The following is a 20,490-nucleotide window of genomic DNA, read 5'->3' on the forward strand; positions in this document are numbered from 1 at the left end:
AATCATTAATCAAATGAAATTAAAACTTTACATATTTTTATTCTTGCTATCTGCAACTGTTTTTGGGCAACAAAAACAAATTGAGACTAGCATAGATACTACTAAAAATAAAATTGGAGCTGAGTTTAAGTTAATACTTAAAACTACGGTCGATTCTAAATCGAAAGTAGTTTTCCCTAAACTTAAAAATATCGGACCTCTTGAGGTAATTAAATCGTATCCAATTGATACAGTCAAAAAAGACGACCGTTATGAATTGATTAAAAAATATGGTTTAACACAATTTGATTCTGGAAGATATACCATTCCAAGCATTCAAATTCTTATCGATAAAAAACCATATCTAACCGATTCAATTCGAGTAGAAGTTGCTAATGTGAAAGTAGATACATTGCAACAAAAGATGTATGATATTAAAGACATTACTAAAGTTGAAGATCAGATTGGCGATTGGTGGAAATACCTCTTGGCTCTCGTTTTAATTTTAGGAATTGGCGCTTTAATATATTGGCTGATTAAAAAAAGACAACAGAAAAAAATAGAAGAAGAAATTTATAAAACTCCTATCGAAAAAGCAACTAGCTTGCTTAATACATTGGAGAAAAAAGAGCTTTGGCAAAAGGGTGAAGTCAAAGCTTATTATAGTGAATTGACAGATATTGCTAGGAATTATATCGAAGAAGCAATAGAAATTCCTGCAATGGAAAGCACTACATCTGAGCTAATCCAAGGTATTAGAGCAGCTTCTGTAAAAAAGAAAATGACACTAACGCCAGAAACTGTCGAGAACTTAGAACGCGTATTAAAACAAGCCGATTTAGTAAAATTTGCAAAATCTAAACCACTAGATTTTGAAATTACCGAAGACCGAAATAAAATACAAAAGGTAATTCTTACTCTTGATAATGCAATTCCTGTAGAAGTAGTCGCTGAAGAAGATACTTTATTAAACGAAGCTCAAAGACAAAAACAAATAAAACTTCAATTATTAAAGAAACGCAACAAACGTATTGCTTTGTCTATTGCAGCCGTTTTATTCCTAATTATTGTTGTTACTGGATATTTTATAGCTACCAAAGGTTTTACTTATGTAAAAGATAATATCATCGGACATCCATCTAAAGAATTATTAGAGGGAGAATGGGTGAAAAGTGAATATGGAAATCCTGGCATCTTAATAGAAACTCCTAAGGTTCTTAAACGAATGGATTTAACCAAAACCCTACCTAAAGAAGGTCTAGCACTAATTAAAGAGATGCAGTCTTTTGGATACGGAAGTTTGGTTGACAATTTCTCATTGATGATTTCTACTTTAAAATATAAACAAGAAACTCAAATTGATTTATCAAAATCATTAGAAGTTACTATCAAAACTATCGAAGCACAAGGAGCTCGAAATATGATCGTAAAAGAAGAAGATTTTGAAACCAAAGAAGGAATTCGCGGAATTAAAGGATATGGAACTTTCTCTAGTATAAACGAAGGCACCAAATCAAGTACCAAAATGTATTACGAAATTCTTTTATTTAGCCAAGAAGGCGGATTACAGCAAATAATGATTTTTCATGAAGAAGGAGATACTTATGCAAATGATATTGCAGACCGCATATTAAACTCTGTAGAACTAAAAAAAGCAACTAATTAATGGATAAAATAACTTTTTTAAACCCTGAGTTTTTCTGGTTGTTTCTTTTGATTCCCATTGCAATTGCTTGGTTATTCTGGAAAAGAAATCAGCAATCGGCAACATTAAAAATGAGTTCATTGCAAGGTTTTAAATCTTCTGAATCATTATTAGCAAAACTAAAACCTTTTTTGGGCGTATTTAGAATTCTAGCTTTAAGCTCTCTGATAATTGCACTTGCAAGACCTAGAACAGTAGATGTGAGCAACAAAACTAAAACTACAAAAGGAATAGATATAGTAATGTCAATAGACGTTTCTGGGAGTATGCTCGCAAGAGATTTAAAACCAGATCGTATGCAAGCCCTCAAAAAGTTAGCTGCTGAGTTTGTAAACGAAAGGCCAAATGACAGAATTGGAATCGTTTTATACGCATCTGAAGCTTATACAAAAATACCTGTAACAAGTGACAAAGCAATTATCCTTGAAGCCATTAAAAGCATAAAATACGATAATGTTTTGGTTGATGGAACAGGAATAGGAATGGGATTAGCAACTGCCGTAAACAGGCTCAAAGACAGTAAGGCCAAGAGTAAGGTAATTATATTAATGACCGATGGTGTTAATAATGCTGGATTTATAGAACCCGATACTGCAGCAGATATAGCGAAACAATACGGAATCAAAGTATATACAATTGGAATTGGAACCAACGGAATGGCTGAATTTCCATATGCAATAGCTCCTAATGGTCAATTTTTATTTAGAATGATGAAGGTAGAAATTGATGAGCAAATGATGAAAACCATTGCAAACAAAACAGGGGGTAAATATTTTAGAGCCACAAGTAATGAAAAGCTTGCCTCTATCTATAATGAAATTAATAAGCTGGAAACAACCGAAATCGAAGAACTAAAATTTTATGATTACGATGAAAAATTCCGCCCTTTTGTAATATTAGCAGGTTTATTGTTATTATTGGAAGTTGGATTACGAAATACTGTTTACAGAAGCTTTATATAATATTTCGGTATTCAGTTACAGTCACAGTAAATAACTGGAAGCTGAAACTAGAAACTGAAAACTAGAATTAGAAAATGGAATTAGACGAAAAAAAATATTTATACCTTCTTATACTGCTTCCCATTTTGGCTTGCATTTTCTTTTTCAATATGTATTGGAAAAGAAAAAAACAACGCGAATTTGGAGATTTGGAATTAGTAAAAAAACTAACTCCGGAACATTCTGTTTTTAAACCATTTTTAAAGTTAGGAGTTATTCTTTTCACTTTAGCTGCATTGATTTTAGGATTGGTTAATCCGAAAATTGGAACAAAAATGGAAACCGTAAAACGAGAAGGAATCGATATTGTGTTTGCTGTAGACGTTTCTAAAAGTATGCTTGCAGAAGATGTAGCACCAAGCCGTTTAGAAAAAAGCAAGCAACTAGTTTCCCAAATTGTTAACCAATTAGGAAATGATAGAATCGGAATAGTAGCTTATGCAGGAAGTGCATTCCCTGTTTTACCAATTACCACAGATTATAGCGTTGCTAAAATGTTCTTGCAAAGTATGAGCCCAGATATGGTTTCATCGCAAGGAACATCTCTTGACGAAGCTATAAAACTATCCGCAACTTATTTTGACGAAAAAAGCAAGACGAGTAAGCTGCTAATTTTGATTTCTGATGGAGAAGATCATTCAGAAGGAGCTGAAGCTGCTGCTGAAGAGGCCAATAAACTAGGAATGAAAATCATTACTATCGGTATTGGAACTGAAAAAGGAGCTACAATTCCATTGAAAAAAAATGGTCTTGTCGAGAGCTTCCAAAGAGATAACAATAACGAAATAGTTATAACAAAACTAAATCAAGAAGGTTTAAAAGCTATTGCAAAAGCAACCAAAGGTGGTTATGTTTATGGTGGCAATACCAAAGAGGTTTTAGATTATGTAAAAAATGCTTTAGACAATATCCAAAAAACAGAATTTGAAGCTACACAAATGGCCGATTTTCAATCACAATTTCAATGGTTTATTGGTATTGCTTTTGTCTTATTGTTCATTGATCTATTCTTATTAGAAAGAAAAACAAATTGGATAAAAGAGTTGAATTTATTTAACGAGAAAAAATAATTATTTCAAGATCGTTCGTATCGTTTGAAATAAAAATAAAAAAAAATTAGAATGAGAAATTTACTTCTATATATTTTATTAACGCTTTCTTTGACCGTTTCGGCTCAAGAAAAGGATAAAGCGTTGCCAAAAGCTAATGAAGAATATACACAGAATAAATTTGTAGATGCCGAAGCTAATTATAGAATTTCGCAATCTAAATTTCCAAATCGTACTGTTGCGCCTTATAACTTAGGGAATGCTATTTATAAACAAAACCAAGCAAGCGAAGCTAAATTTGCTTATGCAAAAGCCATAAAGAATGCCAAAACACCATCTCAAAAACACAAAGCCTTTCACAACCTAGGTAATGTCTTTATGAAAGAGAAAGATTATGGCCAAGCGGTTGAAGCCTATAAGAATGCATTACGTAACAATCCTTCAGACGATGAAACCCGTTACAACTATGCATTAGCAAAGAAAATGCTAAAAGAAAATCCTCCTAAAGAAGATAAAAACAAAGACAAAAAGAAAGACAAGGACAAGGATAAAAAAGACGACAAGAAAGACGGCGATAAAGATAAAAAGGACGACAAAGGAGACAAGGACAAAGATAAAAAAGATGACAAGGGCGATCCTAATAAGGATAAAAAGGACGGAAAAGATGATAAAGGGGATCCTAAAAAAGATGACAATAAAGGAGAACCAAAACCAACTCCAGGCGGAATATCAAAAGAACGTTTACAAAATCTTTTAGATGCTGTAAATAATGAGGGAAAAGAAAATTCAGGATAAAGTAAATGCCCAAAAAGTAAAAGGAGCTCCTAAAAAAACGGAAAAAGACTGGTAAAATAAAGTTGAATCGTTTAGCTGTTAATTTGTTTATTTGATAGACAACAAACGGTTAAACGATTAAACAGTTAAACGATTTAAAAAAAACGATTAAACAGGTAATGAAAAGATATTTAATTCTATTACTATTAAGTTTCCAAGGGCTTATGGCTCAAGTTCAATTTGAAGCCAGAGTAAGTAAAACTACGCTTGGTCTAAACGAAAGACTTCGAATTGACTTCATTATGAACGTTGATGGCGATAACTTTGTTCAGCCTTCATTTGATGGTTTTCGAATTGTTGCAGGACCAAGTCAACAAGTAAGCCAGTCATGGGTGAACGGAAGAAGTTCATTCGAAAAAGTATATTCCTATTTTTTATTACCAAACCAAAAAGGAAGCCTTGTCATAAGACAGGCTGCAATAGAATATAATGGTCAGATTTACAAAACTTCACCAATAAAAATAAATGTCACAGCAGCTGTGGCACAAGAAAGAGATCCTAATGATCCGCAACAGATATCTGCAGATGATAATTTATATCTAGTTGCAGACATTTCTAAAACGACACCATATATAAACGAACCAATTACAGTGGTATATAAATTATATTTCAGCCACAATATTGGTATCACAAGTTGGAGAGAATTAAACAAACCAAAATACAATGATTTCTGGAGTCAGAACATCGATATAAAACAACTTGTCGCCGAGGAAGGAATGTTTAAAGGAGAAAGATATCGTTATGTAGTACTTAGAAAAACTGTATTATATCCTCAAAAATCAGGGAAATTAGTAATTGAACCTCTGTCCTTAGACATTGATGTACAATTACCAACCAACCGAAGAAATATGTTTGGTCAGGTAATAATCACAGAAGGTAGCAAGCGCGTATCTGCTGGTTCAAAAACAATTTCCGTAAAAGCACTTCCTGAGACTAATAAACCAGAGGGATTTTCAGGGGCTGTTGGCCGATTTGATTTTAAAGTAACTCCATCCAAAACAACTCTGAAAAATGGAGAAAGTCTAGAACTAGTTGTTAGTGCCGCTGGTAGCGGAAACATGAAATTGTTTACTTTACCTAAACCTGTTGTACCAAATGCTTTAGAAATGTATGACCCTGTACATGATGAAAAAGTAAATACAACTCTTAGCGGTATGTCTGGAAAAGTTTCTGATACCTATACTATTATTCCTCAATACAAAGGGAATTATGCTATAAAACCAATGCAATTCTCGTATTTCGATTTGAATACAGGAAGCTACAAAACAATTACTTCTCCAGAAATAATGGTGAATGTTCTTGATGGTCCAACGCCATCAGACGCTAATGTAGCATCTGGTCCAACTGCAAAAAACAAAATATCGGCTAGTGAACAATTCAAGTACATTAAACTAAAAAGTAATTTCACCTCAGTCATAAAAGATGATTTTTATGGTTCTAACTTATATTATACATTATTATTTTTACCATTCTTGATTTTACCAATTATTGTTTTAGCTAAGAAGAAAAAAGAAGCACTTGATGGTGATATTACTGGAAACAGAATTAGAATGAATAATAAATTAGCCAAGAAATATTTATCACAAGCTAAAAAACAAATCAATAATAAAGAGGCATTTTATATTGCACTTGAAAAAGCAATGCACAATTTCTTAAAAGCTAAATTACATATTGAAACTTCAGAAATGAGTAAGGATAATATCAAAGAGCTTTTATTATCTAGAAAAGCAAATCCAGAATCAGTTCAGAATTTCATTAACTTGACAGAAAACTGTGAGTTTGCAAGGTATGCACCAGCATCTAGTGCTTCTATCCAGCAAGATTTTGATAAAGCAGTATTGATAATTTCAGAATTAGAAAAACAAATTGTTTAATATGGTTTCTAACCGCAAAGCCCGCTAAGAATTTTAATTACTATTGAATTGAAATTCAAAAAAATGAAACTCTTATTACATATCGATAAAATGAAAAATATTCTTTTATACCTATTCTTATTATTATCACAAATTTTCTTTGCTCAAAATAGCTTTGATAAAGGGAATGCTTTATACCAAGAATCTAAATACGAACAAGCAGCACAAGAGTATGAAAACGTTATAAAAGTCGATAAAAAACAATCGGCTGAATTATATTATAATTTAGGTAATTGCTATTACAAACTTAATAAAGTAGCTCCTGCAATATACAATTACGAAAAAGCTCTGGCTCTAAATCCTAATCATCCAGAGGCTTTAAATAATTTAAAATTTGCCAAGAAACTAACTATCGACGAAATAAAGGAAGTTCCTAAAGTTGGTTTTGCAAAACTCATTCGAAACTTTACAGGAATATATCATTACAATACTTGGGCATGGATCTCTGTAGGAATGGCATCAGCATTCTTGCTTTGCTTTATTGGGTATTATTTCTCCCAACGTACTCGTGCTAAAAGAGTGTATTTTATTGGTATGTTTTTAATATTACTAGTTTTACTTGTAACTTTAACAGCAGGATTTTTAGAAAAAAGTCATTTTGATAATGAAAGACCCGCTATCGTATTTGCAGAAATTGCCGAAGTGCGTAGCGAACCTCAAAAAGCAGGTTCACCTATTTTTATACTTCATGAAGGAGCAAAAGTATACGTAAAACAGTCATTACAAAACTGGAAAAAAATAGAATTAACTGATGGAACTGAAGGCTGGATAGAATCCTCGGCTGTTAAAGAGGTAAAATAGTTTTTTAAACATATTAGTTAAATAAAAAATATAAGATTTTCAAAAATAAGACTCTTCATGAGTCTTATTTTTTTATAGAACCAGACACAATCCTGCCTTTTCTGATGTCAGGAAACTCAAATGATATCAAACAGAGAATTTCAAAGCTTTGCGGTAAAAGTCCCAAACCGAGAAACTTTTCAATAAATAAACCTAGAACTTATAAATTTTCTTAGGCGTGATACAATAATCCAATTTTACATCCCCTTCAAAAACATCTATAATTTCAGTTTCAGCTTCAAAGAAAGACAATCCTATCTTTATAGTTTCTGGCTTGCATTCAGATAGAAATTTATCATAAAATCCCTTCCCATATCCTACTCTATTTCCAAAAGTATCAAAAGCCAAAAGAGGAACAAAGACTACATCAATTTTGCTCGATGGAACTTCTAAACCATCCAAAGGCTCAGGAATATTATATTCGTTCTTTTTTATTTTGGTATTGTCTGTAAGCAAAAAATGTGTCATCTCTCTAGTTTCAAAATCGCTTTTAGAAATCACAATTTCCCTGTCTTTTCCTGCAAGCAAGTGCAAGATAAATTCTGTATTAACTTCTTTATGCTCTACAATTGGCAGGAAAACATGAAAATAAGTTTTCCCCCAAATTGGTAATGAAAGTACTTTATTAGCAATAACCAAACTCAATTCATCAATATCAGTTTCAGTAATTTGTTTCCTCAATCCTTTTTTTTGTAAGCGTAATTCTTTCTTAGTTGTCATCTTCCTCTAAATTGTTTTTGGACATATGGTAAATAGCATCTCCTTCGTAAACAATTGGCGAATGATTAGCATTTATAATATAACCATCATGTGGTGCTTTTACCTTTCTTTCAAACTTACCAAATGGATCAGTAATAATTGCCAGAATAGTTCCTTTCTTCACAAACCTACCAATTGTATTATAATCATGTAATAACCCCGAACATTTAGCTCTTAGCCATACCGATTTTTCGATATAAATAGACGGTACTTCTGGAGCTGCAACAATATGATTAGAATCTAACATTCCTAAATGAGCCAACAAACGCTTAACCCCATCAATACCGATATTTGCAATCTCATGATTAATATCTAATGATTTTCCCCCTTCAAAAAGCAACATTTTTACCTTTAATTTTTCGCTAATACTCCTAAAAGAACCAGCAATATTTTTAGAATACAACGTAAAAGGCGCACTAAATACATCTGCCAAAATATTTAAGTCATGATTGTTTTCAGAAATCCTAATCTGTGGTGCATTAAAACGGCTTGCACCACCAGCATGGAAATCGACTGCATAATCTACAATGGGTAAAACATCCGTGACTATATGATAGGCAAAACGACTTGCTAAAGACCCTTTTTTACTTCCTGGGAAAACTCGATTTAAATCGCGTCCATCTGGAAATTCTCGTGCTTTATTTACAAAACCGTACATATTTATAACTGGAATACAAATGATAGTTCCTTTTTGCGGCCGATTTATTTTCTTGCTTATTATCTGACGAACAATTTCAACACCATTAATCTCGTCACCATGAATTCCTGCCGAAAAAAGTACCACAGGCCCTTCGACCTTAGAACGTCTTACAATAACAGGAATATTTAATTTGGTTGTAGTGTGCAGTCGGGCAATTTCGACATTAACGGTTTTACTCTCACCTGGTAAAATGGATTCCCCAAAAATCACCAATGGTTTACTATTTCTCATATTCAATAATAAAAGCTAAATATAGAAATTATATTTTAAATTTATATCTTTGACTTTAACACTTATATTCTTAACCAACTAACCACAACAAAATTTAAAATGAAAAAAATAGCAGTTTTATTTGGCGCATTAACCTTACTCATTTCCTGTATGAGTAAAGAAGAAAAAATGAAAGAAGCAGAAGCAGATGGAAATGAAGCAATCGCTGTAAAATCTAAGTTAATAGAAGGTGCGGGAAAAGCCCTCCAAGAACAAGGAAAAGAAGCTGCTAAAAGCGCTTCAAAAGGAATTGGAGATGTGATAAAAGGAATAAATTCGGGGGTGAGCGAAAGCATCAACACTTCCAAAATAATTTCTGAGCCAACTTTTAGGACAAACTTTGAGGAATGTAAAGCCGAAAAAATATACGGAGCAGATACCGATAAACAAAAAAAAGTAACGATTTACTTAATCGCTAAAAATGATTTTAAAGGAAAACTAGTTTTAAAAGCTTTTGATGCTGATAAAAAAGAAATTGGAAGAAGCAGTTTAGAAGTTTCTATCAAAAAAGATGATGCAAAATATGTAGACTTCTCATTTGATGAAAAACGCATTTGCTACAAACCGAATACTTTACAATTAAATAAAAATACACAATAAAAAAAGAGCTCGTTTTTCAATGAAAAACGGGCTCTTTTTTTAGAAGAAACTCAAAAGAATTATAAAATTCAAACTCAAAAGTTTAAATTTGTTGTATGCAGACTCCTCTCGAACTCCAAATTCAAACATTACCAGATAATCCTGGCGTATATCAATATTATGATAAAGACGGAAAAATATTATATGTTGGCAAAGCCAAAAATTTAAAGAAGAGAGTTTCCTCATATTTTAACAAAATTCATGATACAGCCAAGACCAATGTTTTGGTAAAAAAAATTGTAATAATAAAACACATTGTAGTTCCTACAGAAACAGATGCGCTTTTATTAGAAAACAATCTTATAAAAACCTTACAGCCACGCTATAATGTCTTATTACGTGATGACAAAAGCTACCCTTGGATTTGTATAAAAAAAGAACCTTTTTCTCGTATTTTTTCTACACGCAGAATGGTCAAAGATGGTTCAGAATATTTTGGTCCTTATACCAGCTTTAAAACCGTACATACAATTTTAGATCTTATTAAAGAACTTTATCCTCTTAGAACCTGTAATTACGATTTGAGTCAATCTAATATCAATAGCGGAAAATTCAAAGTATGTTTAGAGTTTCATATTGGAAATTGTAAAGGTCCATGTGAAGGATTAGAAACATTAGAAGATTACCAAAAACAAATCGATGCCATTCGCGAAATCCTAAAAGGAAACTTCAAAGAAAGCATGAAGGACTTTAAACGCCTCATGACCCAATTGGCACAAGATTTACGTTTTGAAGAAGCTCAAAAAATAAAAGAGAAAATAGAAGTTCTCGAAAATTATCAATCACGATCAACCATTATAAATCCGAAAATCACCAATATTGATGTGTTTTCAATAATATCAGATGAAAGTGCCGCATATGTTAATTTTCTTCAAATTTCGCATGGTTCAATTATTCGTTCACATACTTTAGAAATAAAAAAGAAACTAGACGAAACTGATGCCGAATTACTCGAACTGGCTATAATCGAACTTCGTGAACGATTTCAATTACTCTCCAAAGAAATAATTGTGCCTTTTGAAGTCGATTTGGGAGAAAACATTAAAATTACAGTTCCCCAATTGGGTGATAAAAAACAAATTCTTGATTTATCAATTAGGAATGCTAAATTTTATCGAATCGAACAAACTCAAGCAATTACAAATTGTAGATCCAGACCGTCATACCAAACGTATTATGGCACAAATGCAAAAAGATTTACGCTTGCCTGTTGAACCACGTCATATAGAATGTTTTGACAACTCCAACATACAAGGAACTAATCCTGTTGCTGCCTGTGTGGTTTTTAAAGATGGAAAACCAAGTAAAAAAGATTACCGCCACTTTAATGTAAAAACTGTTGAAGGCCCAGATGACTTTGCATCTATGACCGAGATAGTTTATCGTCGTTATAAAAGATTATTAGATGAAAACGAACCATTACCACAATTAATAATTATTGACGGAGGAAAAGGACAGTTATCAGCGGCTTTAAAAAGTATAGATGAACTCGGATTACGTGGCAAAATCACAATAATAGGTATTGCCAAACGCCTTGAAGAACTCTTTTATCCTGAGATTCAGTTCCGTTATATCTAGATAAAAGATCCGAGACATTAAAAATAATACAACAATTGCGGAATGAAGCACACCGATTCGGAATCACATTTCACCGTGACAAACGTAGTAAAGCTGCATTAAATTCGTCTATAGAAAATATTCCAGGAATAGGCGAAAAAACCATGTTAACATTAATACAGCATTTTAAAAGTGTTAAACGATTAAAATTGGCTTCCGAAAAAGAAATATCAGATGTTATAGGCCCATCCAAAGCCAAAAAAATAACAACATTTTACAATAACAACACCCCAGAATAATACCATGAAAATAACTCTTTTAAACATTCTCCTACTATTTTCATACCATAGTTATAGTCAAAAAAATATTGAAATTAATCAAAAAGACAATACACAAATAAAAATAAAAGCAGTCAATGATTTCGAAAAATTAGAAATCACTACCTCTAAGAGTAATAAAATACAAGTTATAGATAGCATTGAAACATCAATCTCTGACAGAGAAATGCATTTTGCAATTGAAGATTACAATTTTGATGGTTATCAAGATTTTGCTACTTACCATCTAGACGAGGGTATGGGAGTTTATACAATATTTCAACTCTTCATTTACGAACCAATAAATAGTCAATTTAAACAATTGAAAATACCCCGAAACTTCGGGCCAGAATGCGACGAATTTTGCGATATACAAATAAACAAAAAGAAGAAAACAATCCAATCTAGTTGTCGAGGTGGTGCACAATGGCATACCGATGTTTGGAAATTCGACAAAAACAAAAACCTAATACTATTAAAATAAATAATGTTATTAAAACAAATTTGACATATGAAAGTCCAATAATATTTCCGACTTTTACAAAACAAACCAGCTATTTCTATGAGCCTCATCCAGCTGTCCATTACAAATACTCGATTAAAAAACTTTTTTTCTATTGTAAAAAAAGGAGCTTCTTGGGTCGCTCTTTTTCTACAAGAAAAAATAGTTTTTATGTACTCGCAGTTTTTCATTTCCATCTGGGGCATAAAACCATTAGTTATTTTAATAGCATTAGGCTTCACTCAAAACATATTTGCACAAGACACCATAAAAAAAACAAATACAGATGAGTCTTATAGACCAAAAATAGGATTAGTATTAAGTGGCGGCGGCGCCAAAGGATTTGCACACATCGGAGTTTTAAAAGTACTGGAAGAAGCTGGAGTAAAAATAGATTTTATAGGCGGTACCAGCATGGGATCAATAATCGGTGGTTTATACGCATCAGGATATAACGCCGCTCAGATTGATTCTATTTTCAAAAGAACCAATTTCGATGATTTAATAAATGATTATATCCCAAGATCATCTAAAAACTTTTACGAAAAAAGAAACGACGAATTATATGCTGTAATTTTACCATTCAGCAATTTTAAAATTGGTATTCCCGAAGCACTTTCAAAAGGGATGTATAATTATAATTTACTAAGCAGTCTTACTCGAAACGTAAGGCACATTCGAGATTTCAATAAATTACCTACTCCTTTTTTGTGTATTGGAACCAATATTGAAACTGGTGAAGAAATATTGCTAAACAAAGGTAATTTAGCTCAAGCCATGATTGCAAGTGCCGCATTTCCTTCCTTGTTTTCTCCTATAGAAATAGATGGAAAACTTATTGTAGACGGAGGAGTTGTAAATAATTATCCAATAAAAGAAGTTCGAAATTTAGGAGCGGATATTATCATAGGAGTCGATGTACAAGATGACTTATTAGACCGACACAAACTTAAAGATGCTACTCGTATTTTGGTACAAATTACCAATCTTCAATCTATCGATAAAATGAAGAGAAAAGTAAAAAACACCGATATTTATATCAAACCAGATATTAAAGAATATGGCGTAATCTCGTTTGATAAAGGAGAACAAATTATCCGCAGAGGAGAAGATGCTACATTCTCGGTTTATGAAAAAATTAAAGCATTAGTCGAAAAACAAGGCTATTATAAAAAACCTGCATTAAAAGTAGCTTCAGACACACTAAAAATAAAAAACATAAACAACAATCATTTAGACAATTATACTGAAGAATACATAACAAGTAAACTACGTTTTAAAGCTGGTTCAAAAATAACCTATGCAGATCTAATTAAAGGAGTCAACAACATTAACGCTACTCAAAACTTCAGCGCCATCTCCTATTCATTAGATTCTAATGATTCTCGCGACGACTTAAATTTAGTTTTAAAAGAAAATCCAACAAAAACATATTTAAAATTTGGCTTACACTATGATGGCTTGTATAAAAGTGCAATACTAGTAAATCTAACACACAAAAAAACACTCTTTAAAAACGACATTACTTCATTAGATATAATTTTAGGAGATAACTTTAGATATAATCTAGATTATTACATCGAGAATGGTTTTAATATTAGTTTTGGATTCAAATCAAGATTAACCCAATTTAATCGAAACATATCGAGTGAATTAAGCGATCCACTTAACAAAAGCATAGACCCAAACTTAGTTAATGTTGATTTTCTTGATATTACGAATGAGGCTTATTTTCAAAGTATTTTTGTTCAGAAGTTTTTAATAGGAGGAGGAGTCGAATATAAATATTTAAAAATAAATTCTAATACATCTGTCAATACAGATCCTAATATCGACAAAAGTAGCTACTTTAGTTTATTCGGATATTTGAATTACGACAATTTTGACAATAAAGACTTCCCTAAAAGAGGGTGGGGTTTTTCGGGTAATATTCAATCTTATTTATTCTCTTCAAATTACACACAAGCATTTGAACCCTTCTCTACTGCAAAAGCCGAAATTGGTTTAGCAAAAACCATATTTAATAGGGCTACAATCGTGCTTAAAGCCAATGCAGGGCTAACTTTTGGTCAAACAAGCGTACCTTTTTTTAATTATCTATTAGGAGGATATGGCTATCAAAAGTTAGATAATTTTAATTATTTCTACGGATATGACTTTTTAAGCGTTTCAGGAAATAGCCTTATAAAGACTGACATAACATTTGATTATGAAATTTTCAAAAAAAATCATATTAATTTTGCTGCAAACTTTGCAAATCTTGGCAACAATATTTTCGAGGGTGTCGAATGGATATCAGTACCAAAATATACAGGTTATGCTGTAGGTTATGGACTAGAAACAATGTTAGGCCCTATAGAAGTAAAATATTCTTGGTCACCAGAAAACACAAAAGGCTACACCTGGTTTAAAATAGGATTTGTATTCTAATTCAGATTTTAGAAATAATTTGTGTTATAAATAATATAATGTGTAATTTTTATTAATATAAATTACGATATTTGTCATAATGAAAACAAAATGGACAGGTTTATTAGAACATCTTCAATTCCTCATAAAGAGAAATCCTGAGTAATGGTTTCGAATTGGGGTAATTGGTCAATTAGGAAATATACTAATTATCTGTTCGCACAATTCATATTTTCTAATTATCTAATTTATCAATTATCTAATTGAAAAGCCATGCCATTATATCATAAACTAGGGAGTTTTCCTCAAAAAAGACATACTCAGTTCGAAAAACCGAACGGTGGACTTTATTACGAACAATTATTTGGAACTGAAGGTTTTCATGGGCATTCGTCATTATCCTATCATGTTCACAGACCAACACAAGTTAAAGAAATTTTAAACTCTTACTCTGTTGAACCGAAAATTGCAATCGGCAAAAACATAAAATCATTACTTTTTAAAGGTTTTGAATTAAAACCAGAAAATGATTTTCTAGATAGCCGAAAAGCAATGCTAGTCAATAAAGACTGCATTATTGGATTGGCAGCTCCAAAAAAATCACTGACAAAGTATTTCTATAAAAATGCCGATGCCGATGAAATGCTTTTCATCCATAAAGGAAAAGGAAAATTAAGAACCATGTTAGGAAATATTCCTTTTGAATATGGTGATTATTTAATCATTCCTCGAGGTATTATTTACCAAATAGAATTCGAGACAGAAGAAAACCGACTTTTTTACGTTGAATCGTTCGCTCCTTTTTATACTCCTAAACGCTACAAAAACCAATCAGGTCAGCATTTAGAACACTCTCCTTTTTGCGAACGTGATTTTATATTGCCAAATGAATTGGAAACATACGATGAAAAAGGTGATTTTTTAATTAAAATCAAAAAAGAAGGCATGATTCACGAAGTGGTTTATGCAACACATCCTTTTGATGTTGTGGGTTGGGACGGATATAATTTCCCTTACGGATTCTCGATTCATAATTTTGAACCTATAACTGGGCGTGTACACCAACCACCACCAGTACATCAAACTTTCGAAACAGCCACTTTTGTTGTTTGTTCGTTCTGTCCAAGGCTTTACGATTATCACCCAAAAGCAATTCCAGCTCCATACAATCATAGTAATATCGATTCTGATGAAGTGTTATATTATGTAGATGGTGATTTTATGAGCCGTAATAACATTGAACAAGGTCATATCACTTTACACCCAAAAGGAATTCCTCATGGTCCAGCACCAGGAGCAATGGAGCGTAGTATTGGTCATAAAGAAACCCATGAATTAGCTGTAATGGTCGATACTTTCCGCCCATTAATGGTAACCGAAGAAGCAATGGGACTAGACGATGGACAGTATTACAAATCCTGGACGGAATAATTAGTCCATTAGATCTAACCGCAAAGTTCGCAAGAATTTTACGCAAAGATCGCCATGACAAACTTTGCGAACCTTGCGTCTTTTACTTAGCACCTTTTGCGGTAAAAAAATAAAACTTAAAAACAACACTTCGGTTTTTCCTAATAAGCGATTAACCGATTAAACAAATAAACACAATGAGTAAAGAAGTAAAACCAGTAGAATACGGATTAGAAAAAATCTTTGAAGGAGCACAAGACTTCCTTCCATTATTAGGAACAGATTATGTAGAATTCTACGTAGGAAACGCAAAACAATCGGCACATTATTACAAAACAGCGTTTGGTTATCAATCATTAGCTTATGCAGGATTAGAAACAGGAGTAAGAGACAAAGCATCATATGTATTAAAACAAGATAAAATCAGAATTGTTTTAACCACCCCATTAACACAAGACTCTCCTATTCATGAGCATCTTAAAAAACATGGTGATGGTGTAAAAGTTGCTGCCCTTTGGGTTGAAGATGCAAGAAGCGCTTATGAAGAAACCATGAAACGCGGTGCACGTTCGTTTATGGAACCAACTGTCGAAAAAGATGAATTTGGAGAAGTAGTCCGTTCCGGAATTTACACTTACGGAGAAACAGTTCATATTTTTGTAGAAAGAAAAAATTATAATGGTGTTTTCTTACCTGGTTACAAAGAATGGAAATCAGACTATAATCCAGAACCAACAGGGTTAAAATATATCGACCACATGGTAGGAAATGTAGGCTGGAACGAAATGAATACATGGGTAAAATTCTACGAAGACGTTATGGGATTCGTGAATTTTTTATCGTTTGATGACAAACAAATCACTACAGAATACTCTGCTTTAATGAGTAAAGTAATGTCTAACGGAAACGGAAGAATTAAATTCCCAATCAATGAACCAGCCGAAGGAAAGAAAAAATCTCAAATCGAAGAATATTTAGATTTCTATGGCGGGCCAGGAATTCAGCATATTGCCATCGCCACCGATGATATAATAAAAACAGTATCACAATTAAAAGCACGTGGCGTAGAGTTTTTATCTGCTCCACCGCACACATATTACCAAGCAATTCCTGAAAGATTAGGTGTTCATATGGAAATGATGAAAGAAGATATCAATGAAATTGAGAAACTAGCCATTATGGTCGATGCAGACGAAGATGGATACTTATTACAAATATTTACAAAGCCAGTTCAAGACCGTCCTACTCTATTTTTCGAAATAATTCAAAGAATGGGTGCTAAAGGATTCGGCGCAGGTAACTTCAAAGCCCTTTTCGAGTCAATTGAAAGAGAGCAAGAATTGCGAGGAACACTATAAAAAGGCTTTTTTTATGCATTATGCGAAAAAATTCCCTTTAAACTGATGCTTTTTTTACAAATGTTATGTTAAACTAACTTTTTTACTATTATTTTTAAGGAGTTTGTATCTATCTTTGCACTCGCAAAACAGGAGGGGGTGGTTTCCTTCCTAAATTGATATAAATTTCATAATTTATAGTTTTTTGGTTAGTTAATAGCATAAAAACTCAGTCATTCCTTGACTGAGTTTTTTTGTTTTAATACATTTGGAATAGAATTTGCATTTATTTTTATAAATTGTCAAAGAAACTTATGAAAAAACTAATCCTCTCCATATTCGTAATCCTCACACTTAGCTTCGATACCCAAAAAGAAGACGCCTTTGATGTGGGTGAATGGTTCAAATTTAGAATACATTATGGTATTATAAATGCTGGATATGCAACTCTCGAAGTAAAAGAAGCTACAGTAAACAATAAAAAGGTATTTCACGCAGTAGGTAAAGGATACACAACTGGTATGTCCCGATTTTTTTTCAAAGTAGATGACTTATACGAAAGTTACTTTGACAAAGAAACAGGAAACCCATATCAATTTGTACGAAAAATAAACGAAGGCGGATACACCAAGAATCAAGAAGGTTTTTTTGGTCAAGATGGTCGAGTTCTAGTAAAAGATTACAAGCACAAAACCGAAAAAACAGTCGCTGTTGGTAAAAATGTACAAGATATTATATCTGCATTTTATTATCTAAGGAATCATCCTAATATAGACAAACTAAAATCGGGTGACTCAATAACGATTGATATGTTTTTTGACAACGAAACAACAAAATTTAAGTTAAAATTCGTAGGTCGTGAAGATATTACAACTAAATTTGGAACCGTTCCAACTATGATTTTTAAACCATTAGTACAATCGGGGCGAGTTTTTAAAGAAAAAGAAAGCGTAACACTCTGGATAACAGACGACAACAACAAATTACCTGTTCGAATAAAAGCTGAACTTGCTGTTGGCTCAATAAAAGCCGATTTGGATGCATTCAAAGGATTAAAGAATCCAATTAAAGTAAAAAAATAATGAATCTCACTGATAATTCAGAATCAATTTTAAAAGAAATTGATAAAAAATACCATGCCATCAACCAAAAAACTGATGTACAATTAGAAGGTCTGCTTTGGTCAAAACCTATTACATATTGGGATTACATTCAAACTGACGCTCTTTTAAACCTACAAATACAAAGAACAACACTCCCTGACGAAATGGTATTTATCATGTATCATCAGGTAAATGAATTAATTTTTAAAATGATTCTTTGGGAGATTGAACAGATTTCAGAAGTAGAAAAAATTAAAACTGATTTTTTCAGCGAACGTCTTTCTAGAATTACACGGTATTTTGACATGCTAACCAACTCATTTAGCATTATGGAAAATGGCATGGAAGTCGAGCAATATATGAAATTCAGAAATACTTTAACTCCTGCGAGCGGTTTTCAGAGTGCACAATATCGATTAATTGAATTCTCTTCGACAGATGTAATTAATCTAACAGACCGCAGATACAAAGATCGCTTTGATGCGAATACCGATCTAGAAACTAGCTTTGAACATTTATACTGGCAAGCAGCTGGAAAAGATTATCAAACAGGTCAAAAATCATATTTACTACAAGAATTTGAGAAAAAATACAAGGCTCAATTTCTATCACAAATGAAGGAATACAAGACCAAAAATATTTGGCAAAAATTCAAACAACTCCCTGAAGAAGACAAAAAAAAACCAGCATTAATTCAAGCAATGCGCCATTATGACCATACTGTAAATATTACATGGGTAATGCAACATTTAAACACTGCTAGAAAATACATTCTTGAAAGTGGAAAAGGAAATGGAGAAGCAACTGGCGGAAGCGATTGGCAAAAATACATGCATCCAAAATACCAACGCAGGATATTTTTTCCAGAATTATGGACCCCAGAAGAGTTAGCAAACTGGGGAAATGAAAAAGAAGTTTAATTAATAAAAAAGGAAGAGTTTGAAACAAGTATCAGCAATTATAATACTATTATTTTTAATAATATCATGTAATAAAACAACGGATAAAATTGAAACTAAAATTACCAAACCAAAACCACCAAAAACTGAATTTGGATTTAATTATGCTGACTACAATGTAGTTAATGACACTATAGAAAAAGGGGAAACCTTTGGAACTATTCTACAAGGACAAAACATTGGCTACAAACAAGTATACAACATTGTAGAACAAATTAAAGACTCATTTAACGTTAGAAACATTAGATACCACAAACCATACACACTTCTTAGATCAAAGAATAAAACAAATGATCTACAAGTTTTCATATACCAACCTGATGCACTAACTTATTATGTAATTGATTTACGAGATAGTATTGCAAAAGCATACAGAAAAATAAAACCCGTTACACTTAAACGAAAAACAATAGGTGGCGTTTTAAAAAGTTCTTTATCAGAAACTCTAGGGAATGAAAGTGTCGAAGCTGCACTTGCAAGTCGAATTACTAAAATATTTGCTTGGTCTATTGACTTCTTCAAATTAAAAAAAGGAGACCGCTATGCTCTAATTTTCAAAGAACGCTTCATAAACGACTCTATTTATGATGGTGTAGAAGAACTAGAAGCTGCTTTTTTTGAATATAAAGGAAAAATAGTTTACGCCTTCCCTTTTGAACAAGACACAACATCTGGAAAAATAGAATATTATGATGACCAAGGAAAAACTCTTAAAAACCTTTTTCTAAAAACACCAATAAAATTCAGCCGAATCACATCTAGATTTACTAGCAATAGATTTCACCCTGTACAACACACTTGGAAAGCGCACAAAGGAACTGATTATGCAGCTCCTACAGGGACTCCTATATCTACAACAGCAGCTGGTATTGTAGAAACTACAGGCTATACAGCTGGGAATGGAAATTTTGTTAAAGTAAAACACAACGGCACTTACTCTACTCAATATTTACACATGTCCCGGATATTAGTAAAACGCGGACAGCGTGTTACACAAGGCCAAACTATTGGACTAGTAGGAAGCACAGGTTTAGCAACTGGCCCTCATGTTTGTTATCGTTTCTGGAAAAACGGTGTACAGGTAGATGCTTTAAAATTAAACCTACCAACAGGAGAATCATTGACTGGTAGAAACAGAGAACGTTTTTTAAACCAAATAGAACCTCTAAAAAGAGAACTGGATAGCATTGGGAATTTGTAGTTTTTA

Annotated in this window: 15 protein-coding genes and 2 pseudogenes; 15 read left to right on the forward strand and 2 right to left on the reverse strand. The window is 32.5% G+C overall.

Annotated features, from left to right (window positions below):
• The first annotated feature begins 13 nt into the window (after window positions 1–13).
• The 6 genes and pseudogenes from AC1RYN_RS03540 to AC1RYN_RS03565 all read left to right on the forward strand — a co-directional run bounded on the left by AC1RYN_RS03540 (window position 14) and on the right by AC1RYN_RS03565 (window position 7,282).
• Entirely contained in the window at window positions 14–1,645 is a 1,632-nt protein-coding gene (locus AC1RYN_RS03540; protein ID WP_481805859.1) for a hypothetical protein, read from the forward strand.
• Window positions 1,645–2,646, forward strand: a complete 1,002-nt coding sequence (locus AC1RYN_RS03545; protein ID WP_129540547.1) for a vWA domain-containing protein — start codon at window positions 1,645–1,647, stop codon at window positions 2,644–2,646. The genes AC1RYN_RS03540 and AC1RYN_RS03545 overlap by 1 nt, the downstream gene beginning before the upstream one ends.
• A gap of 74 nt (window positions 2,647–2,720) precedes the next feature.
• Window positions 2,721–3,755, forward strand: a complete 1,035-nt coding sequence (locus tag AC1RYN_RS03550) for a VWA domain-containing protein (RefSeq protein ID WP_481805860.1) — start codon at window positions 2,721–2,723, stop codon at window positions 3,753–3,755.
• A gap of 51 nt (window positions 3,756–3,806) precedes the next feature.
• Window positions 3,807–4,584 (forward strand): annotated as a pseudogene (locus AC1RYN_RS03555) (tetratricopeptide repeat protein).
• Window positions 4,585–4,687: 103 nt separating this feature from the next.
• Window positions 4,688–6,442 carry a BatD family protein gene (locus AC1RYN_RS03560; RefSeq protein WP_481805861.1) on the forward strand — a complete coding sequence of 585 codons (1,755 nt, stop codon included), beginning with the start codon at window positions 4,688–4,690 and terminating at the stop codon, window positions 6,440–6,442.
• A gap of 90 nt (window positions 6,443–6,532) precedes the next feature.
• Window positions 6,533–7,282, forward strand: coding sequence for a tetratricopeptide repeat protein (locus AC1RYN_RS03565; RefSeq protein ID WP_481805879.1), 750 nt, complete (start codon window positions 6,533–6,535; stop codon window positions 7,280–7,282).
• A 192-nt stretch (window positions 7,283–7,474) separates the two neighbouring features.
• Here AC1RYN_RS03565 and AC1RYN_RS03570 read toward each other — a convergent pair whose 3' ends face one another.
• Together AC1RYN_RS03570 and AC1RYN_RS03575 are read right to left on the reverse strand one after the other, a co-directional pair.
• A complete protein-coding gene (locus AC1RYN_RS03570; RefSeq protein WP_481805862.1) occupies window positions 7,475–8,041 on the reverse strand; it encodes a 5-formyltetrahydrofolate cyclo-ligase in 567 nt (188 codons plus the stop codon).
• The gene (locus AC1RYN_RS03575; RefSeq protein ID WP_481805863.1) at window positions 8,031–9,011 is read right to left on the reverse strand and encodes a succinylglutamate desuccinylase/aspartoacylase family protein; all 981 of its coding nucleotides are present in this window, start codon (window positions 9,009–9,011) and stop codon (window positions 8,031–8,033) included. Before AC1RYN_RS03575 ends, AC1RYN_RS03570 begins: the two co-directional genes overlap by 11 nt.
• Window positions 9,012–9,110: 99 nt before the next feature.
• Between AC1RYN_RS03575 and AC1RYN_RS03580 the strand changes: the two genes are divergently transcribed.
• The 9 genes and pseudogenes from AC1RYN_RS03580 (at window position 9,111) to AC1RYN_RS03620 (ending at window position 20,484) form a co-directional block, all read left to right on the forward strand.
• Complete coding sequence (locus AC1RYN_RS03580) at window positions 9,111–9,650, forward strand: hypothetical protein (RefSeq protein ID WP_481805864.1); 540 nt, start codon at window positions 9,111–9,113, stop codon at window positions 9,648–9,650.
• Window positions 9,651–9,745: 95 nt separating this feature from the next.
• A pseudogene (gene uvrC / locus AC1RYN_RS03585) lies at window positions 9,746–11,545 on the forward strand (excinuclease ABC subunit UvrC).
• Window positions 11,546–11,549: 4 nt separating this feature from the next.
• Window positions 11,550–12,047 carry an XAC2610-related protein gene (locus AC1RYN_RS03590; RefSeq protein WP_481805865.1) on the forward strand — a complete coding sequence of 166 codons (498 nt, stop codon included), beginning with the start codon at window positions 11,550–11,552 and terminating at the stop codon, window positions 12,045–12,047.
• Window positions 12,048–12,236: 189 nt separating this feature from the next.
• Window positions 12,237–14,495, forward strand: a complete 2,259-nt coding sequence (locus AC1RYN_RS03595) for a patatin-like phospholipase family protein (protein WP_481805866.1) — start codon at window positions 12,237–12,239, stop codon at window positions 14,493–14,495.
• Between the two features lie 252 nt (window positions 14,496–14,747).
• Complete coding sequence (locus AC1RYN_RS03600) at window positions 14,748–15,905, forward strand: homogentisate 1,2-dioxygenase (protein ID WP_481805867.1); 1,158 nt, start codon at window positions 14,748–14,750, stop codon at window positions 15,903–15,905.
• Between the two features lie 176 nt (window positions 15,906–16,081).
• Window positions 16,082–17,242 carry a 4-hydroxyphenylpyruvate dioxygenase gene (hppD, locus tag AC1RYN_RS03605; RefSeq protein ID WP_481805868.1) on the forward strand — a complete coding sequence of 387 codons (1,161 nt, stop codon included), beginning with the start codon at window positions 16,082–16,084 and terminating at the stop codon, window positions 17,240–17,242.
• 293 nt (window positions 17,243–17,535) lie between these two features.
• A complete protein-coding gene (locus tag AC1RYN_RS03610; protein ID WP_481805869.1) occupies window positions 17,536–18,303 on the forward strand; it encodes a DUF3108 domain-containing protein in 768 nt (255 codons plus the stop codon).
• Complete coding sequence (locus tag AC1RYN_RS03615; protein ID WP_481805870.1) at window positions 18,303–19,244, forward strand: tryptophan 2,3-dioxygenase family protein; 942 nt, start codon at window positions 18,303–18,305, stop codon at window positions 19,242–19,244. Before AC1RYN_RS03610 ends, AC1RYN_RS03615 begins: the two co-directional genes overlap by 1 nt.
• 19 nt (window positions 19,245–19,263) lie before the next feature.
• Complete coding sequence (locus AC1RYN_RS03620; RefSeq protein ID WP_481805871.1) at window positions 19,264–20,484, forward strand: peptidoglycan DD-metalloendopeptidase family protein; 1,221 nt, start codon at window positions 19,264–19,266, stop codon at window positions 20,482–20,484.
• The last annotated feature ends 6 nt before the right edge of the window (window positions 20,485–20,490 follow it).

The organism is Flavobacterium sp. TC780 (assembly GCF_056783245.1).

Bases quoted from the DNA above. Each gene is read 5' to 3' on its own strand.
- AC1RYN_RS03610 (WP_481805869.1), top strand. From the start codon at position 17,536: ATGAAAAAACTAATCCTCTCCATATTCGTAATCCTCACACTTAGCTTC.
- AC1RYN_RS03545 (WP_129540547.1), top strand. From the start codon at position 1,645: ATGGATAAAATAACTTTTTTAAACCCTGAGTTTTTCTGGTTGTTTCTT.
- AC1RYN_RS03575 (WP_481805863.1), bottom strand. From the start codon at position 9,011: ATGAGAAATAGTAAACCATTGGTGATTTTTGGGGAATCCATTTTACCA.
- AC1RYN_RS03540 (WP_481805859.1), top strand. From the start codon at position 14: ATGAAATTAAAACTTTACATATTTTTATTCTTGCTATCTGCAACTGTT.
- AC1RYN_RS03560 (WP_481805861.1), top strand. From the start codon at position 4,688: ATGAAAAGATATTTAATTCTATTACTATTAAGTTTCCAAGGGCTTATG.
- AC1RYN_RS03615 (WP_481805870.1), top strand. From the start codon at position 18,303: ATGAATCTCACTGATAATTCAGAATCAATTTTAAAAGAAATTGATAAA.
- AC1RYN_RS03595 (WP_481805866.1), top strand. From the start codon at position 12,237: ATGTACTCGCAGTTTTTCATTTCCATCTGGGGCATAAAACCATTAGTT.
- hppD (WP_481805868.1), top strand. From the start codon at position 16,082: ATGAGTAAAGAAGTAAAACCAGTAGAATACGGATTAGAAAAAATCTTT.
- AC1RYN_RS03590 (WP_481805865.1), top strand. From the start codon at position 11,550: ATGAAAATAACTCTTTTAAACATTCTCCTACTATTTTCATACCATAGT.
- AC1RYN_RS03580 (WP_481805864.1), top strand. From the start codon at position 9,111: ATGAAAAAAATAGCAGTTTTATTTGGCGCATTAACCTTACTCATTTCC.
- AC1RYN_RS03600 (WP_481805867.1), top strand. From the start codon at position 14,748: ATGCCATTATATCATAAACTAGGGAGTTTTCCTCAAAAAAGACATACT.
- AC1RYN_RS03565 (WP_481805879.1), top strand. From the start codon at position 6,533: ATGAAAAATATTCTTTTATACCTATTCTTATTATTATCACAAATTTTC.
- AC1RYN_RS03550 (WP_481805860.1), top strand. From the start codon at position 2,721: ATGGAATTAGACGAAAAAAAATATTTATACCTTCTTATACTGCTTCCC.
- AC1RYN_RS03570 (WP_481805862.1), bottom strand. From the start codon at position 8,041: ATGACAACTAAGAAAGAATTACGCTTACAAAAAAAAGGATTGAGGAAA.